The organism is Psychrobacillus sp. NEAU-3TGS, assembly GCF_029955155.1.
Taxonomy (GTDB): Bacteria; Bacillota; Bacilli; order Bacillales_A; family Planococcaceae; genus Psychrobacillus.
Genome location: NZ_JAPNOZ010000006.1, coordinates 83,290 through 98,899 on the forward strand (window position 1 = coordinate 83,290; position 15,610 = coordinate 98,899).

Consider the following 15,610-nt stretch of genomic DNA (forward strand, 5'->3'; position numbering starts at 1 on the left):
GATCTATTGCAATTAGTATATTACCGACTGCTACTAAAAAAGAACTAATTTAAATAATTTATAAGACAAGTTCTATTAACGCAAAACAAGCCGCCCCAACGTTTTCACGTTAGAGCGGCTTATAAACAATTTGCTCAGCTATAGTAAAATAATTGAATGCACATCTTTTTACCTAAAGGGCTAAATTCTTTTAAAAATACTTTAGTCACTTAATTTGGGTCAGTTAATGTAATCACTCGATCACAAAGTCTTTGAACAAGCTTAGCTTCGTGACTTACCACGATGATGCCCATTTCTCTTTTTTTTGCAATTTCCATAACTGCATGCCAAATTTGAGCTTGTGTGATTGCATCCAGCATCGTAGTCATTTCATCCGCTATAAGAAAGCGAGTCCCAGCTCCTAGGGCTCTTGCTACGCAGAATCGCTGTAGTTCTCCACCTGATAGCTCTCCCGGCCATCTAGTTAACCATTCCTGCTCAATTCCTAATAAATCTAGCAGTTCTATGTCGGGCCTTCCTCCTTCGTTAAGCACCTTCCCCATTTTCCAACGTGGATTTACTGCTTTTTCTGGATGTTGGAAAACTAATTGAACTGGGTGGACTCCTTTCGAAGCAATGGGCAAACCACCAATCGTCACATTTCCTTCTAACGCCTTTTCATATCCCGATAAAATACGGCATAAAGTTGTTTTACCACGTCCGCTAGGTCCTGTGAGTCCGACAATTTCTCCAGGTTCTACAGTTAGGTTGACATGTTGGAATAGCCATGGTCCATTACCATATCGAAATCCAATATTTTTTGCTTCAAGTCGCATGCATACACCTCACCATTCCGTCGCGGATATTTTGCATATCCGGTTGTTTCTCACTGCATGCAGGGGTTGCCATTGTACAACGCGGTGCAAACAAACAACCAGTTGGCAGGGCACTTGGATGAGGCTGCGAACCAGGAATTGGAATAAAATCATTTTGAGGCAAGGCTCTCCATAATGCTTTACTATAAGGATGCCGCAATGATTCGCCGTTCCCCGTAAAATCTTCTACAGGAGCTACCTCAACTGTCGTACCTGCATAAAACACAGCGATTTTATCAGCAATTGTTAAAGCAGATTCAATATCATGTGTAATGAGCATAACCGCACATCCATTATCTGCAAACTCTCTGAAGTTATTTAACGCTTCTTTCATAACTACTGGATCTAGACCTGGTGTAGGTTCATCTGCAATAATTACCTTCGCATCGCTTACGATTGCGGTGGATAGAAGCGTTCTTCTTGCCATTCCCCCAGAAAGCTGGAAGGGATACATCTTCTCCACCGATTGTTGTAAGTGAAGCCTTTTAAAAACCGCTCGTTGGGCTACAGTAGCATCTCCAGTTTTGACGGAGGTACGAACTTGATTTCCTACACGCATTAGTGGGTCTAAATAGTTTGTCGATTGTGGAATAAGTGCAATCTCTTTACCACGTAGTGATGCTTGTGTGGAAGCGTTGAGCACTTCCCCATTATATTTAATGGTTCCACTTACGAGCGCATTATCGGGAAGTATTCCAAGAATCGCATGAGCGAGCAAACTTTTCCCCGAACCACTCGCTCCTACTACTGCTAATATCTCCCCTGCTTCAAGCGTGACATGCAGGCTTGAAATTACTTGTATGTTTTTCCGTCTCAAACCAGCTGTATATTGATTAAATGATATCGATAAATTTTCCACTTCAAGGATAGGCATTTTTTCTCCCTCCTTTTATTAATCATTGCTTTTCGTAGGATCCAAAAGTAATCTAAGATTTTCTCCTATTCGGTCGAATGTCTGAACTATCATAAGCAGGCAAAGGCCTGGGAAAAAAGCAAGCCACCACATACCTGCAGACAAATACTTCATGGATTCTGACAAAATAATGCCAATAGCCGGCTCGTGTGGAGACAGCCCTAAACCTATAAATGTTACGGCAGATTCGTGTAAAATCACGTGAGGAAACATCAACATAAAACCGATTAAGATTTGCGGGGTTAGGTGGGGAAGTATATGATGAACTGCAATCCACCCCCTAGATTTTCCTAGTTGCTTGGAAATCTGAACATATTCTGCTGATCGAATTTGCATAACCTCAGCTCTAATAACACGGGCCAAACTTGGCCAGTGAGTTAAAACAAGCCCCATGACAATCCCCTTAAACCCTCCTCCTAACGTAAACGCAATGAGTATTAAGGTCACAAGATGAGGGACACTGAGGAATAGATCGATCAGCCATGAGATTATACGATCAGCTACTTTACCCATTGTCGCTGCTGCCATACCTAGAATTAGCGCAATAGACGTACTGCCAATTGCTCCAATCAATCCAACTTTCACACTTAATGAAAGGCCCATAATTGTTCGGGCAAACATATCTCTCCCTAGCCAATCTGTACCAAAAAGATGATCAAAAGACGGTGCTAAATTACGAGCAATAAGATTAGTCGCAATTCTATCCTCATCTAGTAAAGCACCAACCACTACTATACCTAGCAAAAGTATCGCCGCAACAATACTTGTTATGAGCTTCCTTTGTCTTCGATTTAACGAAAATCGATTTTCTTCTTTTTTTCGAACATGGAGATTTTGAATCATATCATTCTACTCTCCCTCGTTCTTGGGTCTACAGCATAATAAATCAAATCAGCAATTAAATTCCCTGCGAAAACAAAGAATGTACTAAAAATGACTAATCCTAATAGAAGCGGAACATCTCCCCGAAGACCTGCTTCTACCGTCGCTTGTCCTAGACCTGGATAAGAGAATATTTGCTCTGCAAGTACAGCGCCTCCAAATAATTCGCCAAACGCCGCAAATTGTAAGGTTATTGCTGGCAAAGCAACATTACGTAATCCATGCCTCCAAAACAATATAAAACCACGTTCTCCTCTAGCCCTCGCAAACAACACATAATCGCTCGCAAGTACATCGATTAGCTTCTGACGCGTATGTAACGCAACATTAGCAACACCAATAATACTTAGTGTAATGGCCGGTAGAATAAGATGCTCTATTCGATCTGCAATGGTCACATCAGCTGCAAGTACCCCTGCTGGAACACCCAATCCGATTGGAAACCAGCCGAGCCACACAGCGAACACTATGAGCATTAAAAGTCCCATCCAAAAAGTAGGAGTAGATGCAAGTGTGTAACAATACCACTTAATCAATCGATCAATCCAAGTGTCCTTCTTCATAGCAGACAAAACTCCCATAACAAAACCAATTACTCCTGATAGAACCCATGCTGTTATCATTAGGACAAGAGAGTTTACAAATCGTTCTCCTATTATTTCCGCTACCGGTCGACGAAAAATCATGGATGTGCCCAAGTCACCAGCCAGTAGGGCAGATCCCCAATTCAAAAACTGCACCATAACTGGTTGATCAAGTCCCCAATACTCGGCTATCTTTTCTCGTTGCTCCGGCCCCACTTTTAACATATCCGCACCAATATAGGCTTGAATCGGATCTATTGGAGAGTTTTTTACTAACAAAAACGAAATGAAACAAATAGCTATTAATAATGTAAGCATTCTTAAACCTTTCAGTAATAGAAAGATTCCTAGCTTTCCTAAAAGCATTTTACGCACGTTTATTTACTCCATTTCCAGTCAACGATATTATCTGTTGCCGGCCAACCATGTCCATGTACGTGGATTCTTTGTTCTCCTATATCAAGACCTTCTTTCACTAAGTACAGGTGATCAATATTGACTAACCATGCCCATGGAGCATCTCCTTTTGCACTTAAACCAGTCGTTCCATCCCATTGAGCCTTTTGCCAAAACTCAATTGCTTCTGCTTCACTTTTCGCTTGAAGGGCCTTTTTAAAATATCCGTCAACTGTATCGTTTCGATAATATCCAGTATTATAGTAATCTACTCCGGCATTATTACCGCCATAGATATTATACATTTCATGCGGGTCATGACTTCCCCATCCCATCAGAACAGCTTCGGAATACATTTTTTGTCCGATAATATCCCAACTGCCGCCTTCAACTTTTATATTAATACCAAGTGGTTTCATCATATCCGCAACGGAAATTGCAAGTGATTGTCTTATTACATCATCCGCAACGTAATAGAGAGTAAATTCTGCTTTCATATTGCCTTTTTCAAGAATTCCATCATTATCTGTATCTTTCCAGCCTGCTTCTTCTAATAGTTGACGTGCTCCGTCTACATCTGCATCTTCTATCACTGTATCTGGATTCCACCAAGGTAGCCCATCGACTGATGTATAAGCTGGGGAACCATAGCCTTCTAACACTCCGTCGATTAATGCTTTTCGATCTACCGCAATATTTATCGCGTGACGAATAGCCGGATCTGCTGTCACATCATTCCCAATTGGTAAGCCGTCCTTTGTAAAGTTACCGGACTTCACATAAGGAAATACAATCCCACGATTATCTACTGTTTTTATTGCTTTAATTTTCATGCCAGGAACGTTCTGTTTGCTATATGCTGCTGGGATATACGCAAGATCAACTGTTCCTGCTTGAGCAGCCGCAAAGGCAGAGTCTTCATTTAAAAATACAAAAGTAACTTTTTTAAAGTAAGGTTTTTTGCCATAGTATTCAGGATTTTCCTTAACAATTAGCTGTTGGCCCTTGTCCCATTGTTCGAGCTGATATGGTCCGGAGCCTATTGGGTTTTCTCCATAGTTTTCACTATATGCATGCTTCGGTACAATACCAGTTGCAACTAAATTATTTATAAACGTAGATTGTGCTTCCTTCAGTATGAATTTAACAGTTGTATTATCCACTGCCTCTACTTTTTCCAATCCATTCAAATCCACAACAGATCCACTGTTCATCGCTGTTTCAAAAGTAAATTTAACGTCTTGTGCTGTTAAAGGCTCGCCATCTGAAAATTTCACATCTTCACGTAATTTTACAGTCCAAACTTTGCCGTCTTCATTTACCTCATAACTTGTTGCCAAATCATTAACAATATTAAGCTTGTCATCTCTTTTTAATAGAGTACTTTGAAATAGAGGAGAACCATAACGTCCCCAACCAGTCGTTGGATCGAATCCAGTTTCAGGTTCAGACCCAAAAGCTAAAACAAGCTCATCTTTTGGAGCTTCCTTACTTTTATCATTATTTTGTTGTGAATTAGATGTTGAACATCCTGCTAATATTATCGATACAGCTAGAGTAGCTATAACGATGAAACCGAAAAACTTTTTGGTCATTTACTGCACTCCTTTTATTAAAAAATTGAAATCGATCCGGTTTAAAATAAAGAATGAAAGAAATATTATTTGTGGCATGACGAAGGTCATATTTTGGTAATGCGGAAGATTACCAGAGAGTGGGTGGAAGAAAACAGAATAAAATGGATAGAATTTGCTAGTGATTCCATTACGTATTATACGACTGTTTTTATAAGGTATCAACAACTAAATAGGACAGTATTTAGAGAGAAGGCCTCCCTTATGTACAACACTAGGAAAGCCTTATATATTTTTATTCTAAAAAATACTCAAATCCCATGTTTTCGCTATTTTCTCCAATAAAAAAACTCCCGCTACACTACTTCCATACTCATCGATAGCAGGTCCATAAATACCTATCCCACATCCTTCGAGTAGAGGAGATGCCTCCTGTCTAACACGAGGTGGTACTGCTGCCATAACGCCTCCAGAAACTCCTGTTTTTGACGGAATCCCAATGAATGCAGCAAATCGTCCCGAGTTATTGTAGACACCACAAGTCAGCATAAGACTCTTTGCCAATCTAGCAACTTCTTTCGGAAGGATTTGGGCTTTCTGAAGTGGATGATAGCCATCATGTGCTAGTACTAACCCCATCAAAGCAATATCTTCTGTCGTCACTTCAATCGAGCATTGTTTCAAATACACTTCTAAAGCTTCCTCTACTTCTATTTCTAAATAGCCTGTCTCTTTTAAATAATAAGCGAGCGCTCTATTTCGATTCGCCGTTTTCCATTCAGAGAGGAACACTTCTTCATTGTAGGTAAATGGTTTCCCAACCATTTTCTCCATTAATAGTAATACGGAATCCAACTTCGTTTTTGAGTCTTCCCCCGGTAGGATAGAAGATACCGTAATAGCTCCTGCATTAATCATGGGATTTAGTGGCTTGCCGAGCTTATGCATCTCTAAACGAATGATAGAGTCAAATGGATCACCGGTTGGTTCTAAATCGACCCGTTCCAAAACATAAGGAACTCCATGATGCATACATGCTGCGATAAAACTAATTACTTTAGAAATGCTTTGTAGCGTGAATACTACTTCCCAATCACCGGACCTTATAATGCTTCCATCTGGTTCTATGATGGAAATGCCTAAATGAGAAGAATTTGCCTTTTCTAAAGCTGGTATGTAGGAGGCATTTTTTCCTTGTGAAGTAAAGGAGCGATAATGCTTAATCCAGTCATCGATTAACTTTTGGTTACTTGTTTGTTCCACTGCTTTTATCCCCCATTCTGTAACCTACTTCTTGGCAGTAAATAACCATAAAAAACTACAATTACCGCTAATTACGATAATTGTAGTCTTTGCTTCATTTGTCTTATTTAAACTATTTGGTTACTCCCCATCACTATCATCATCTTTTTCTCTGGATGGTAAAATCCCTATTTTCACCACAAGCTTTGGCAAGTTCATCGCTATAAACATTAACACTGCCGTAATAATTGCTAAATCATATGCTCCATACCCTATTGTCAAACCGACACACGCAGTAATCCAAAGATTTGCAGCAGTAGTAAGTCCACGCTTCACATTTCCCTTATCTATCCAAATTACACCTGCTCCAAGAAAACCAATGCCACTTATTACTTGAGCTGCCAACCGCATCGGGTCCATATAGGGTCCTTGATTTAAAGTTGATAAGGACATCGCTAATGTCGATCCTAAACATACTAATATATGAGTTCTAATACCTGCGGGCTTATTTTTTATCGCCCTTTCTAAACCTATAAAAAATCCGACTATCGTTGCTACAACCAGTCTTATATATAAGTCAATATGCGAATCAAATAATGAGGATATAAAATTCATCATGCATTACTCCTTTAAGTTTACTTATATCAAGACATATTCCTAAAATCATCTTTCCATGGTTCATTATAGCCATAACCGTGACCAGGTTATTCCTAATAATTAGCGTCAGCCAGTTAACTCCCCCCTTCTAAGCCTTAGGTCGTAGAAAAAGTTAAATCTAAGGTTCAATGTGGAACATTTTTCTATTTTCTAAAATGAAATAGGAACTTTACCGATAGAAGGGAGCTTTTAGAAATTAAGTTTTTGTAAAATTTTTAAAATTATCTACAAATCTGTTTTTTTACTTTTCTTTTATGCTAGCATTTTATTGGTGCAAAATTGTAATTTTTAGGAGGAATTATTTCTATGTCAACGTTTACTAAATGGGCTTTTGGTAACAGGGCCGCTGTCGCTGTATTAACGATTTTAATATTAGTGATAGGTATAGTCAGTTATTTTAGGCTACCAATGGAATTTTTACCGACTGCGGATAATCCGCAAGTAACGATCATTTCTATGGGTCATGGCACTGACTCCAAAACAATGGAGTCTGAAGTGACCATTCCAATTGAAAGAGCAGTTACTGGATTGAATGGAAAAACATCTGTTTATTCTACAACGGGGGATGGCTTTTCAAAAGTAGACCTATTTTTTGAAGCAGGGTCTGATATGAAACAAGCGAAACAGGATGTACAGGATGCAATTAGCAGTGTGGCATTGCCTCCCTATATAGCTAAACCTACCATATCACAGCTAAATACGTCCATGATTCCAATCGTCAACATTGCCGTTACTTTTGATGAAGGTTTAACTACGGAAAATATGGATTTTGCACGAGAAGAGCTTAAATCTATCTATCAAGAGATTAAAGGTGTTTCTAATGTAGATGTATATGGCGTTACGGATTCCATTATTTCTATCAAGATTGATGAAGAAAAATTGGCCGAAAATCAAATTCCTCTTCAAGCGGTCATGGGAGTACTTCAAGGTCAAAATACTGCTGTAGCTGTCGGAGAAAAAACGATAGACGGTAAAACGAGCAATGTTAAAGTAATTGGGGATGTCACAAGCATTGAAAAGCTAAAGGGGTTAACAGTAGCTCCAAATGTAAAGCTAAGTGATATTGCCTCTATTGAAGAAACAAAGGATACAAACTTTATCAGCCGTTTTAATGGAAAAGACAGCTTAGATATAAGCATCACGAAAGACAGCCAATCGAATGCTGTAACGATTAGTAAAGAAGTTGAAAAAGCAACAAAGGAAATCAATGAAAAATATAATCAGCAGGAATCTGTCATTTACGTATCATCCGCTGATTTAGTCGAAAACTCCGTTCATACGATGATAAAAGAAGTGCTACTTGGTGCACTATTTGCAACCATTGTTATTATGCTCTTTTTACGAAATATCCGTTCTACCTTTATCACTATCGTATCGATTCCTTTATCACTATGTTTTACGTTATTCCTATTATCAATGTCTGGAGTAACCCTGAATATTTTAACGCTTGGTGGTGTCGCTGTTGCAGTGGGACGTTTAGTAGACGACAGTATCGTTGTTATCGAGAATATTTTCCGCAAAATGCAGTCAGAGAAATTCTCCGTTCAAATGGTTATTGACGCAACAAAACAAGTAGGTGTTGCGATTACTGCTTCCACGCTGACAACAGTAGCCGTATTCTTACCAATGAGCTTATTAAATGGTGGATTACAAGAATTCCTATTACCATTTGCCTTAACGGTTACCTATTCCTTACTTGCATCGTTACTCGTAGCGTTAACTGTTGTGCCAGTAATGAGTGCAAGATTATTAAAAAATACAAAGATGCCTGAACATAAACCAGCTATTCGTTTTCCAAAACTAGTTACGTGGTCTTTAAACCACAAATGGATTGTCTTCACTATTTCCATACTTCTATTTTTCGGATCCATCGGTACTTATTTTGTCATCCCTAAAGGAGCAGTGGACAATTCTTCTGCTGACTATGTCATGGCAACACTTAGTTACCCAAATGACACACCAATAACGGAAGTAAAGGAAAAGACATTGGAGCTTGAATCCTCCATTCTGGCAATAGATGAGGTGCAGCATGTATTTTCTCAAGTCGGTTCTCCAGCAGAAGCAGCTCAATATGGATGGGTAGGATCACCAACTGAAGCGTCCTTCAGTATTTTAGTGCACGATAAAAAAGATACAGAACATATCATGAAAGAAATGGAAAAGAAAAAAGAGGACTATCCTGATGCCACTTTAGAATTATCGGCAGCCTCCTTTATGATGGGTGGTTCAAGCACGAGTATTACAATTGATGTCGTTGGTGAAAATGTAACTGATTTGGAAGAAGTAGCAACAGCTATAAAAGAAAAAGTACAAAGTATTGAAGGTGTAGAGGAAGTAACGACCAATCAAGACGAAAAGAAAACAGTGCACTCTCTCGTAGTTGACCCGTCAAAAGGAAATACAGAACAAGTTGCACAACAGTTAGGTGTCATGTTAAATAAAACACCAATCGGAACAATTAGTGTGAATGATAAACAAAAAACAGTATTCTTGGAACCACTTCTCGATACTAAAACAACAGAAGACTTAGAAAAAATCCAAGTTATGACGGATACAGGTCTTGTTCCAGTTTCATCGATTGCTACATTACAAAGTGAGGAAAGATCAACGAACCAGTTTCATAAAGACGGAGATACCTATCTTCGAGTTACAGCTTCCGTAGATCCAGCAAAGCTATCAGAAATCTCAAGTGCAGTAAATCTTGAAATTTTCGGCGATAAAGAGGATAAAGCAGGTTTAGATATCCCAGAAAATGTCGATGTCCTTATCGGTGGTTCAAGCAGCCAACAAGCAGAAGACTTTACAGATTTATTCCTTATAATGCTTGTATCTATCGGAATTGTATTTTTAATCATGGTCATCACATTTAAATCTATTAAAGCACCAATCGCGATTCTATGCTCATTACCACTTGCAGCAATTGGAGCAATCCTTGGAATTCTTATTAGTGGAATATCAGTTGATATTACAGCTCTTCTTGGAGCATTAATGCTAATTGGGATTGTCGTAACAAATGCGATTGTACTATTAGATCGTGTGAAGCAAAATGAACAAAAAATGATTATTCGCGATGCACTTGTCGAAGCAACCGCAACAAGAATGAGACCAATTTTCATGACCGCAATCGCGACAATCTGTGCAATGCTTCCACTACTCATGAAGCAAGCGGAATCAGGAAGTTTAGTATCACAAAGCCTTGCTATTGTTGTTATAGGTGGATTAGCAATGGCAACATTACTAACATTGATTGTAATTCCTTGTATTTATGAATTACTTTATTTTAGAAAATCTAAGAAACAGCGGATGAATCAGTCAGCTGAGCGAGAAATAACTTCATAATATGTGCCTCTTAAAACCAGACCCTAGTTCAAAGCTATAGTCTGGTTTTATTTATTTCTTTTTAGGGTAATTGAGTTCTAATTGGCAATTCATTGTTATACGTTTCGTATTTTCCTTCCTTTTTGCTTCATACTAAAAATAATAGGAGTGAAGAACATGAAAAAAGATAAGTTTTCCCAAGTGGAAGCAGCCGAAGTAAACATTGAGTTGAACGAAAAAATGAATGAAGAAAAAAAACTTACCTACAAAAAGATGTTACCTCAGCTACGGAAGCGAATATCGCTATCCAAGAAGAGTTCTATGCTGAAAATAATGATGAAGAAATTTCACCAAGCTTCATCTACAATAATATCCCAGCAATTAAATTCAATGGTAACGATAAATAATCCTATTGGTGCCGCTATCAATAAATTGTCCATATGTATGAAAGAGTATGAGAAAAGACTTTCTTATAGTTTTGGAGGTGATATGAGATGACTGTTCTAACGATGAAAGAATTAGCATTTATGGAGGATGAAATTCGTGCAGAGGTGATCACCGCAAAAACGATGAACTGGTGTGCAACGCAATGTAAAGACCCAGAGCTAAGAAAAACACTTGAGCAGATGGCAGAAAAACACCAGCTAAAAATTATCGAGCTCTCCCAATATTTCAACCAAACAAATAACATTCAATAACAACAAAAGGTGGATTCATATGCCAAATAATATCGCAGAACGCGGACTAACAGACCGGGAAATACTCCAGCTTTGTTTAGAATTAGAAAAAGGACGCTGTCGAAGCATCAGCAATACTATATTAGAGACAACACATCAACAACTACGAGAAATATATAAGCAATGCTTTGAAAATGCAAATTCAAACCATTATCAGCTTTTTGAAATAATGAGCAATAAAGGCTGGTATAAGACCGAGCTTGCGTCTCAGGAACAGATTGACAAAGTACAGGAACTCATGCAAAATAACCTGCATCCAGATAATTGATAGAAGAAAGTACTGCAAAGAATAATTTAGAAAAAGCATTATCCCTAGGGAGATAGTGCTTTTTTATGGCTATATTAATTCCTACTCTTTAATACCCGTCATCAACACAAAACTTTTGGAGTTGTTGAATAAACATTTTCTAGATTACATTAAAGGAATACTAATAAGATACATACAGATTATTTGAAACTAGTAAGTTAGGGTGTAATAATGCTTTTCACGACACATTATCCCTAAGTCGACATCAAACGGTCAAATCTCCCAATAATTGCATTGAAGGTTCTCCAACGTCATTAGGTTAACTATACTTTTCGAAAGAAATTCTTTTCCTAGCCCTTCTCTTCAAGTGTTATAGACAAACTAAAGTATTTAATGTAATCCTGATTTATATTACCAACTCGATTTTTTTACACCGGGTAATTGTCCTTTATGTGCCAATTCTCGAAATGCAATTCTAGATATATTGAATTTACGCAAATAACCTCTTGGTCTTCCAGTCACTTCACAACGATTTTTTAATCGTGTAGGTGACGAATTTTTCGGAAGCTTGCTGAGCCCAATATAATCTCCCATTTCTTTTAATTCCTTCAGAAGTTCTGCATAGCGAATAACCAGTTCTCGCTGTTTTTTGTCCTTGACCACTTTCGATTTTTTTGCCATTGTAATACCTCCCTCTTTATTATTTTGTTTCTCTATGAAGCGTTACTTTGCGTACACGCGGGCAATATTTTTTTAGTTCAATACGTTCCGGATTGGTCCGCTTGTTCTTCGCTGTAATATAATTTCGATCGCCCGTCTCTGTACAAGCCAATGTAATATTTACTCTCATAATTGCTGTTCCTCCTAGTAATAACTTCCTTATAATTTAAAAACTAAACTATAAGCTATAAGCCATCAACTGAATATAAAAATATCATCGACACAAATAGTAATGATTACGGTTTGTTGATATAATGAATTAAATCATAACATTGGTAAAAAGTAAAGAAAATTTTATTCGCTTGTACATATTACATTTCACTTAGCCCACTCCCATCTTTCGCCCCTACATAATGTATGCATGAGTATAAATACTGGTAGGAGGCACAAAAATGAATTATGGCGATGGTAATCTTCCCCAAAAGAAAAATGATCATTTCATGGTAGCATCGGAATTTGGTTTTAAACCATTATGGAATATGATGCAACAAATGGATTCGCTTTTCAGTCAATTTTTTAACCATCTAGACAATCATCTTCCATTTCATTCATTTCAAATTGACACATTTGAAACCGAAACGGACGTGATTGTCGAAGTAAAATTACCTGGCTGCAAACGCAATCAGATTAAATTAGAAATTGTAGAAAATCATCTAAGAATAGGTGTAGAGGACTCTATTCAGGAAGAAATTAAATATCCCACGCACACAGGCAGAAAACAATTTTATTCAAGAAGAGAGCAAATGATTACTCTTCCTTATACAATCCCTGAAAAAGATACTCTAGTTACTTTTCAAAATGAAATGTTAAGAATCTCTTTTCCAAAGAATGCTTTGCAGCGAAGATTCCTTACACTTGATGACCAATAATTCTTAATAACTTTGGTTCAACCCTCAAAAAATAGAAACAATAGAGCAAGTACCTATATCCGCCCCCTATGGCAAATGGAAATGAGCAATAATATTGGAATATCGCCCATAATAGAGAAACTGCGACGTAAGAGATACGGCAAAGGCAATTGATTTCCGCTCCAGGCGGACGCTTACCGCGGGGCGGGCGGTGAGCAGCCTTGCGCTACAATCAATGGGAATTTCTTGCTCATTTAGTATCCGCATTGAGCAGGATAAAGCTCGAATTACTCAACCATTTATTGGGATAGCATTGCTTAATAATTATCGCTTTTAGAAGTAAACTTGTTCTTTTACGATTTGATTGCTTTCCTGCTAATTTAGTTACTTTCAGCGACTAGTTTGTTGCTCTTAATGGAAAGAGTTAAAGTTGAGTTGTTAGCTATTAAAATGGATTGGAGCGAAAGGGCGTGGACTCCAGCCGGAATAGCTTGAGCTGAAGACCCTGGACTGAGCATAGCGAGGGAAGCGGCTGAAGCCAAGCCGGCGGAAAGCGTACGCCCTGTAGCGGAAATCCTAGCGGACACTTCAATCAACCCACTACCGCACAGTTTCTCTATACTGATCTACAAGCCATAGAGCTTATTATTTCCTAAGCTAGGAACAAAAAGAAACCAATCATAGATTAAATACTATGATTGGTTTCTTCTTGTTTCTATTAATCATCGAGGTAATATTTTGAAAACTTTAACGAGAAGGTCTCGCTTCTTGACAGTTAGAACATTTTTTTGATTACTACCTTTAAATTTTGTAAATGTTTTTTCGAATTCATTTCCACATGAACATTTAAACTGTAGTTTTTGCGAAAAACCTAGATATTCTTTTGAAAGTAATTCACTATCTGAGTTCTTCGCAACATAATCTCGTATTTGTTCAAACGTCCATTTTTTATTCATATTCACACCTCCACTAGTTTCTCCATTAAATTAGAACAATAATCTACCTTAATTCCTATTGTACCATCACTTAAACAATCCTGTTTAAGACTGAAAAATTCCTCTATTATTAAATATTCCGGTTAGACATACCTTTCTCAAACTCCCCGAAAAATACTAAAATCATCTCTAGCTAAAAAGCCGAGATGATTTTTTATATTAGAAAGTTATAACTCCTAACAAAATTGCTGCTGTAATCATGACAAAACATGAACCTAATGCCCACTTAATGATAAACTTTTGGTGATCTCCAAATTCTACACCAGCCATCCCCACAAGTAGGTAAGCAGAAGCCATTAATGGGCTCATCGCATGAACTGGTTGACCTAATATAGAAGCACGCGCAATCTCTACTGGATCTACCCCATAAGCTGCAGCAGTTTCAGCCAAGATTGGCAACACGCCGAAATAGTAAGGATCATTTGCCATAAAGTAAGTAAATGGAATACTTGTTACAGCAGTAATAACAGCAAAACTCGAACCAAAAGATTCTGGAATAACGGCAACTAAGCTATTGGCCATTGCATCAACCATTTCCGTTCCAGATAAAATTCCAGTGAAAATACCCGAAGCAAAAACTAATCCAACAACTGCAAGTACATTTCCTGCATGATGAGAAATTCTGGCTTTCTGATCTTCTAGATTTGGATAGTTAATCATAAGCGCTATAACAAAAGCAATCATGAACAAAGTAGATAATGGTAATACAGAAGTAACCAAACAAACAATCAGTGCAACTGTTAATGCAAGGTTAACCCATAACATTTTTGGTCGTTTATAGTCCTCTACTGTGGAAGTTGCCGCTAACTCACTTACAGCAAGCATCTCTTCCTTTGAATATTGGATCTTGGCAACTCCCAATCTTTTACGCTCTTTTTTCCCAAGAATGAACGCTGTAAATAAAATCCACAGAATTCCTGCAGCCATAACAGGGATAAGAGGTGTGAACACATCTGCTACATCAAGCTGCAATGCTGCTACCGCTCTAGCTGTCGGTCCACCCCAAGGTGTCATGTTCATAACGCCAAATGAGAGCATCGCAACACAGGTTAAGATAAGTGGGTTCATTCCAATGCGCTTATATAACGGCAGCATTGCTGATACTGTAATCATATATGTTGTTGTTCCATCACCATCAAGTGCAACAATCATCGCAAGAATAGCTGTACCTATAACAATTTTTAATGGATCACCTTTAACAATCGTTAAAATTTTTGCCACAAGCGGATCAAATAAGCCCGCATCAATCATTATACCAAAGTACAGTATAGCAAACATTAACATGACACCAGTCGGTGCTACTTGCTTTATACCTTCTAGCATCATTTCACCGATGCCCTGTCCAAATCCTCCTAGTAATGCAAACAAAATTGGTATCGCAACTAACGCAACCATAGCGGACATACGTTTTGATATTATTAAATACATAAATACGGCGATCATTGAAAAACCTAAAAGTGCTAACATACTTTTCCCCCTCACTACTTCTTTTCCCCAAATGTCATTTATCAAATATGGAAAATAATTAAACAATTTAGATATTATTTAATTAATATAAAGGAGGAAAACATCTATGTAAACGTTTACAAAATATAGTTATTTAAATACTTTACAGCCATTTAGTACATTAAAATTATTATTTG

The 15,610-nt window shown here is 37.9% G+C and carries 16 protein-coding genes; 5 read left to right on the forward strand and 11 right to left on the reverse strand.

The genetic code is table 11. From position 1 onward, the window contains the following. Positions 1–209 precede the first annotated feature (209 nt). The 7 genes from OR571_RS05180 to OR571_RS05210 form a co-directional block, all read right to left on the reverse strand. Positions 210–815, reverse strand: coding sequence for an ABC transporter ATP-binding protein (locus OR571_RS05180; protein ID WP_282241802.1), 606 nt, complete (start codon positions 813–815; stop codon positions 210–212). Beyond that, positions 805–1,728 (reverse strand): ABC transporter ATP-binding protein, encoded by a 924-nt coding sequence (locus OR571_RS05185; protein WP_282241803.1) that lies wholly within the window; start codon positions 1,726–1,728, stop codon positions 805–807. The genes OR571_RS05180 and OR571_RS05185 overlap by 11 nt, the downstream gene beginning before the upstream one ends. Positions 1,729–1,746: 18 nt before the next feature. Continuing rightward, a complete protein-coding gene (locus OR571_RS05190; protein ID WP_282241804.1) occupies positions 1,747–2,610 on the reverse strand; it encodes an ABC transporter permease in 864 nt (287 codons plus the stop codon). Further along, positions 2,607–3,599, reverse strand: coding sequence for an ABC transporter permease (locus OR571_RS05195; protein WP_282242060.1), 993 nt, complete (start codon positions 3,597–3,599; stop codon positions 2,607–2,609). Before OR571_RS05195 ends, OR571_RS05190 begins: the two co-directional genes overlap by 4 nt. A gap of 11 nt (positions 3,600–3,610) precedes the next feature. Next, a complete protein-coding gene (locus tag OR571_RS05200; protein WP_282241805.1) occupies positions 3,611–5,224 on the reverse strand; it encodes an ABC transporter substrate-binding protein in 1,614 nt (537 codons plus the stop codon). A gap of 279 nt (positions 5,225–5,503) precedes the next feature. Next, a complete protein-coding gene (locus tag OR571_RS05205; RefSeq protein WP_481900365.1) occupies positions 5,504–6,475 on the reverse strand; it encodes a glutaminase in 972 nt (323 codons plus the stop codon). A gap of 111 nt (positions 6,476–6,586) precedes the next feature. Then, positions 6,587–7,060, reverse strand: a complete 474-nt coding sequence (locus OR571_RS05210) for an MgtC/SapB family protein (protein WP_282241807.1) — start codon at positions 7,058–7,060, stop codon at positions 6,587–6,589. Between the two features lie 348 nt (positions 7,061–7,408). Between OR571_RS05210 and OR571_RS05215 the strand changes: the two genes are divergently transcribed. The 4 genes from OR571_RS05215 to OR571_RS05230 all read left to right on the forward strand — a co-directional run bounded on the left by OR571_RS05215 (position 7,409) and on the right by OR571_RS05230 (position 11,425). Then, complete coding sequence (locus OR571_RS05215) at positions 7,409–10,441, forward strand: efflux RND transporter permease subunit (protein ID WP_282241808.1); 3,033 nt, start codon at positions 7,409–7,411, stop codon at positions 10,439–10,441. Positions 10,442–10,597: 156 nt separating this feature from the next. Continuing rightward, a complete protein-coding gene (locus OR571_RS05220; protein ID WP_282241809.1) occupies positions 10,598–10,918 on the forward strand; it encodes a hypothetical protein in 321 nt (106 codons plus the stop codon). Further along, the gene (locus tag OR571_RS05225; protein ID WP_142540085.1) at positions 10,915–11,118 is read left to right on the forward strand and encodes a hypothetical protein; all 204 of its coding nucleotides are present in this window, start codon (positions 10,915–10,917) and stop codon (positions 11,116–11,118) included. The genes OR571_RS05220 and OR571_RS05225 overlap by 4 nt, the downstream gene beginning before the upstream one ends. Before the next feature lie 19 nt (positions 11,119–11,137). Beyond that, the gene (locus OR571_RS05230; protein ID WP_282241810.1) at positions 11,138–11,425 is read left to right on the forward strand and encodes a spore coat protein; all 288 of its coding nucleotides are present in this window, start codon (positions 11,138–11,140) and stop codon (positions 11,423–11,425) included. A 390-nt stretch (positions 11,426–11,815) separates the two neighbouring features. Here OR571_RS05230 and rpsN read toward each other — a convergent pair whose 3' ends face one another. Together rpsN and rpmG are read right to left on the reverse strand one after the other, a co-directional pair. After that, positions 11,816–12,085, reverse strand: coding sequence for a 30S ribosomal protein S14 (gene rpsN / locus OR571_RS05235; RefSeq protein WP_282241811.1), 270 nt, complete (start codon positions 12,083–12,085; stop codon positions 11,816–11,818). 19 nt (positions 12,086–12,104) lie between these two features. Next, positions 12,105–12,254 carry a 50S ribosomal protein L33 gene (gene rpmG / locus OR571_RS05240; RefSeq protein ID WP_282241812.1) on the reverse strand — a complete coding sequence of 50 codons (150 nt, stop codon included), beginning with the start codon at positions 12,252–12,254 and terminating at the stop codon, positions 12,105–12,107. A 262-nt stretch (positions 12,255–12,516) separates the two neighbouring features. On the opposite strand from rpmG, the gene OR571_RS05245 reads away from it, so the two are divergent. After that, a complete protein-coding gene (locus OR571_RS05245; RefSeq protein ID WP_282241813.1) occupies positions 12,517–12,993 on the forward strand; it encodes an Hsp20/alpha crystallin family protein in 477 nt (158 codons plus the stop codon). 701 nt (positions 12,994–13,694) lie between these two features. Here the strand turns inward: OR571_RS05245 and OR571_RS05250 are convergent. Together OR571_RS05250 and OR571_RS05255 are read right to left on the reverse strand one after the other, a co-directional pair. Then, positions 13,695–13,928, reverse strand: a complete 234-nt coding sequence (locus OR571_RS05250; RefSeq protein ID WP_481900362.1) for a hypothetical protein — start codon at positions 13,926–13,928, stop codon at positions 13,695–13,697. Positions 13,929–14,126: 198 nt separating this feature from the next. Then, a complete protein-coding gene (locus OR571_RS05255; protein WP_282241814.1) occupies positions 14,127–15,434 on the reverse strand; it encodes a CitMHS family transporter in 1,308 nt (435 codons plus the stop codon). Positions 15,435–15,610 lie beyond the last annotated feature (176 nt).

Coding starts and splice junctions, on each gene's coding strand:
- OR571_RS05180 (WP_282241802.1), bottom strand. CDS start 815: ATGCGACTTGAAGCAAAAAATATTGGATTTCGATATGGTAATGGACCA.
- OR571_RS05185 (WP_282241803.1), bottom strand. CDS start 1,728: ATGCCTATCCTTGAAGTGGAAAATTTATCGATATCATTTAATCAATAT.
- OR571_RS05190 (WP_282241804.1), bottom strand. CDS start 2,610: ATGATTCAAAATCTCCATGTTCGAAAAAAAGAAGAAAATCGATTTTCG.
- OR571_RS05195 (WP_282242060.1), bottom strand. CDS start 3,599: ATGCTTTTAGGAAAGCTAGGAATCTTTCTATTACTGAAAGGTTTAAGA.
- OR571_RS05200 (WP_282241805.1), bottom strand. CDS start 5,224: ATGACCAAAAAGTTTTTCGGTTTCATCGTTATAGCTACTCTAGCTGTA.
- OR571_RS05210 (WP_282241807.1), bottom strand. CDS start 7,060: ATGAATTTTATATCCTCATTATTTGATTCGCATATTGACTTATATATA.
- OR571_RS05215 (WP_282241808.1), top strand. CDS start 7,409: ATGTCAACGTTTACTAAATGGGCTTTTGGTAACAGGGCCGCTGTCGCT.
- OR571_RS05220 (WP_282241809.1), top strand. CDS start 10,598: ATGAAAAAAGATAAGTTTTCCCAAGTGGAAGCAGCCGAAGTAAACATT.
- OR571_RS05225 (WP_142540085.1), top strand. CDS start 10,915: ATGACTGTTCTAACGATGAAAGAATTAGCATTTATGGAGGATGAAATT.
- OR571_RS05230 (WP_282241810.1), top strand. CDS start 11,138: ATGCCAAATAATATCGCAGAACGCGGACTAACAGACCGGGAAATACTC.
- rpsN (WP_282241811.1), bottom strand. CDS start 12,085: ATGGCAAAAAAATCGAAAGTGGTCAAGGACAAAAAACAGCGAGAACTG.
- rpmG (WP_282241812.1), bottom strand. CDS start 12,254: ATGAGAGTAAATATTACATTGGCTTGTACAGAGACGGGCGATCGAAAT.
- OR571_RS05245 (WP_282241813.1), top strand. CDS start 12,517: ATGAATTATGGCGATGGTAATCTTCCCCAAAAGAAAAATGATCATTTC.
- OR571_RS05250 (WP_481900362.1), bottom strand. CDS start 13,928: ATGAATAAAAAATGGACGTTTGAACAAATACGAGATTATGTTGCGAAG.
- OR571_RS05255 (WP_282241814.1), bottom strand. CDS start 15,434: ATGTTAGCACTTTTAGGTTTTTCAATGATCGCCGTATTTATGTATTTA.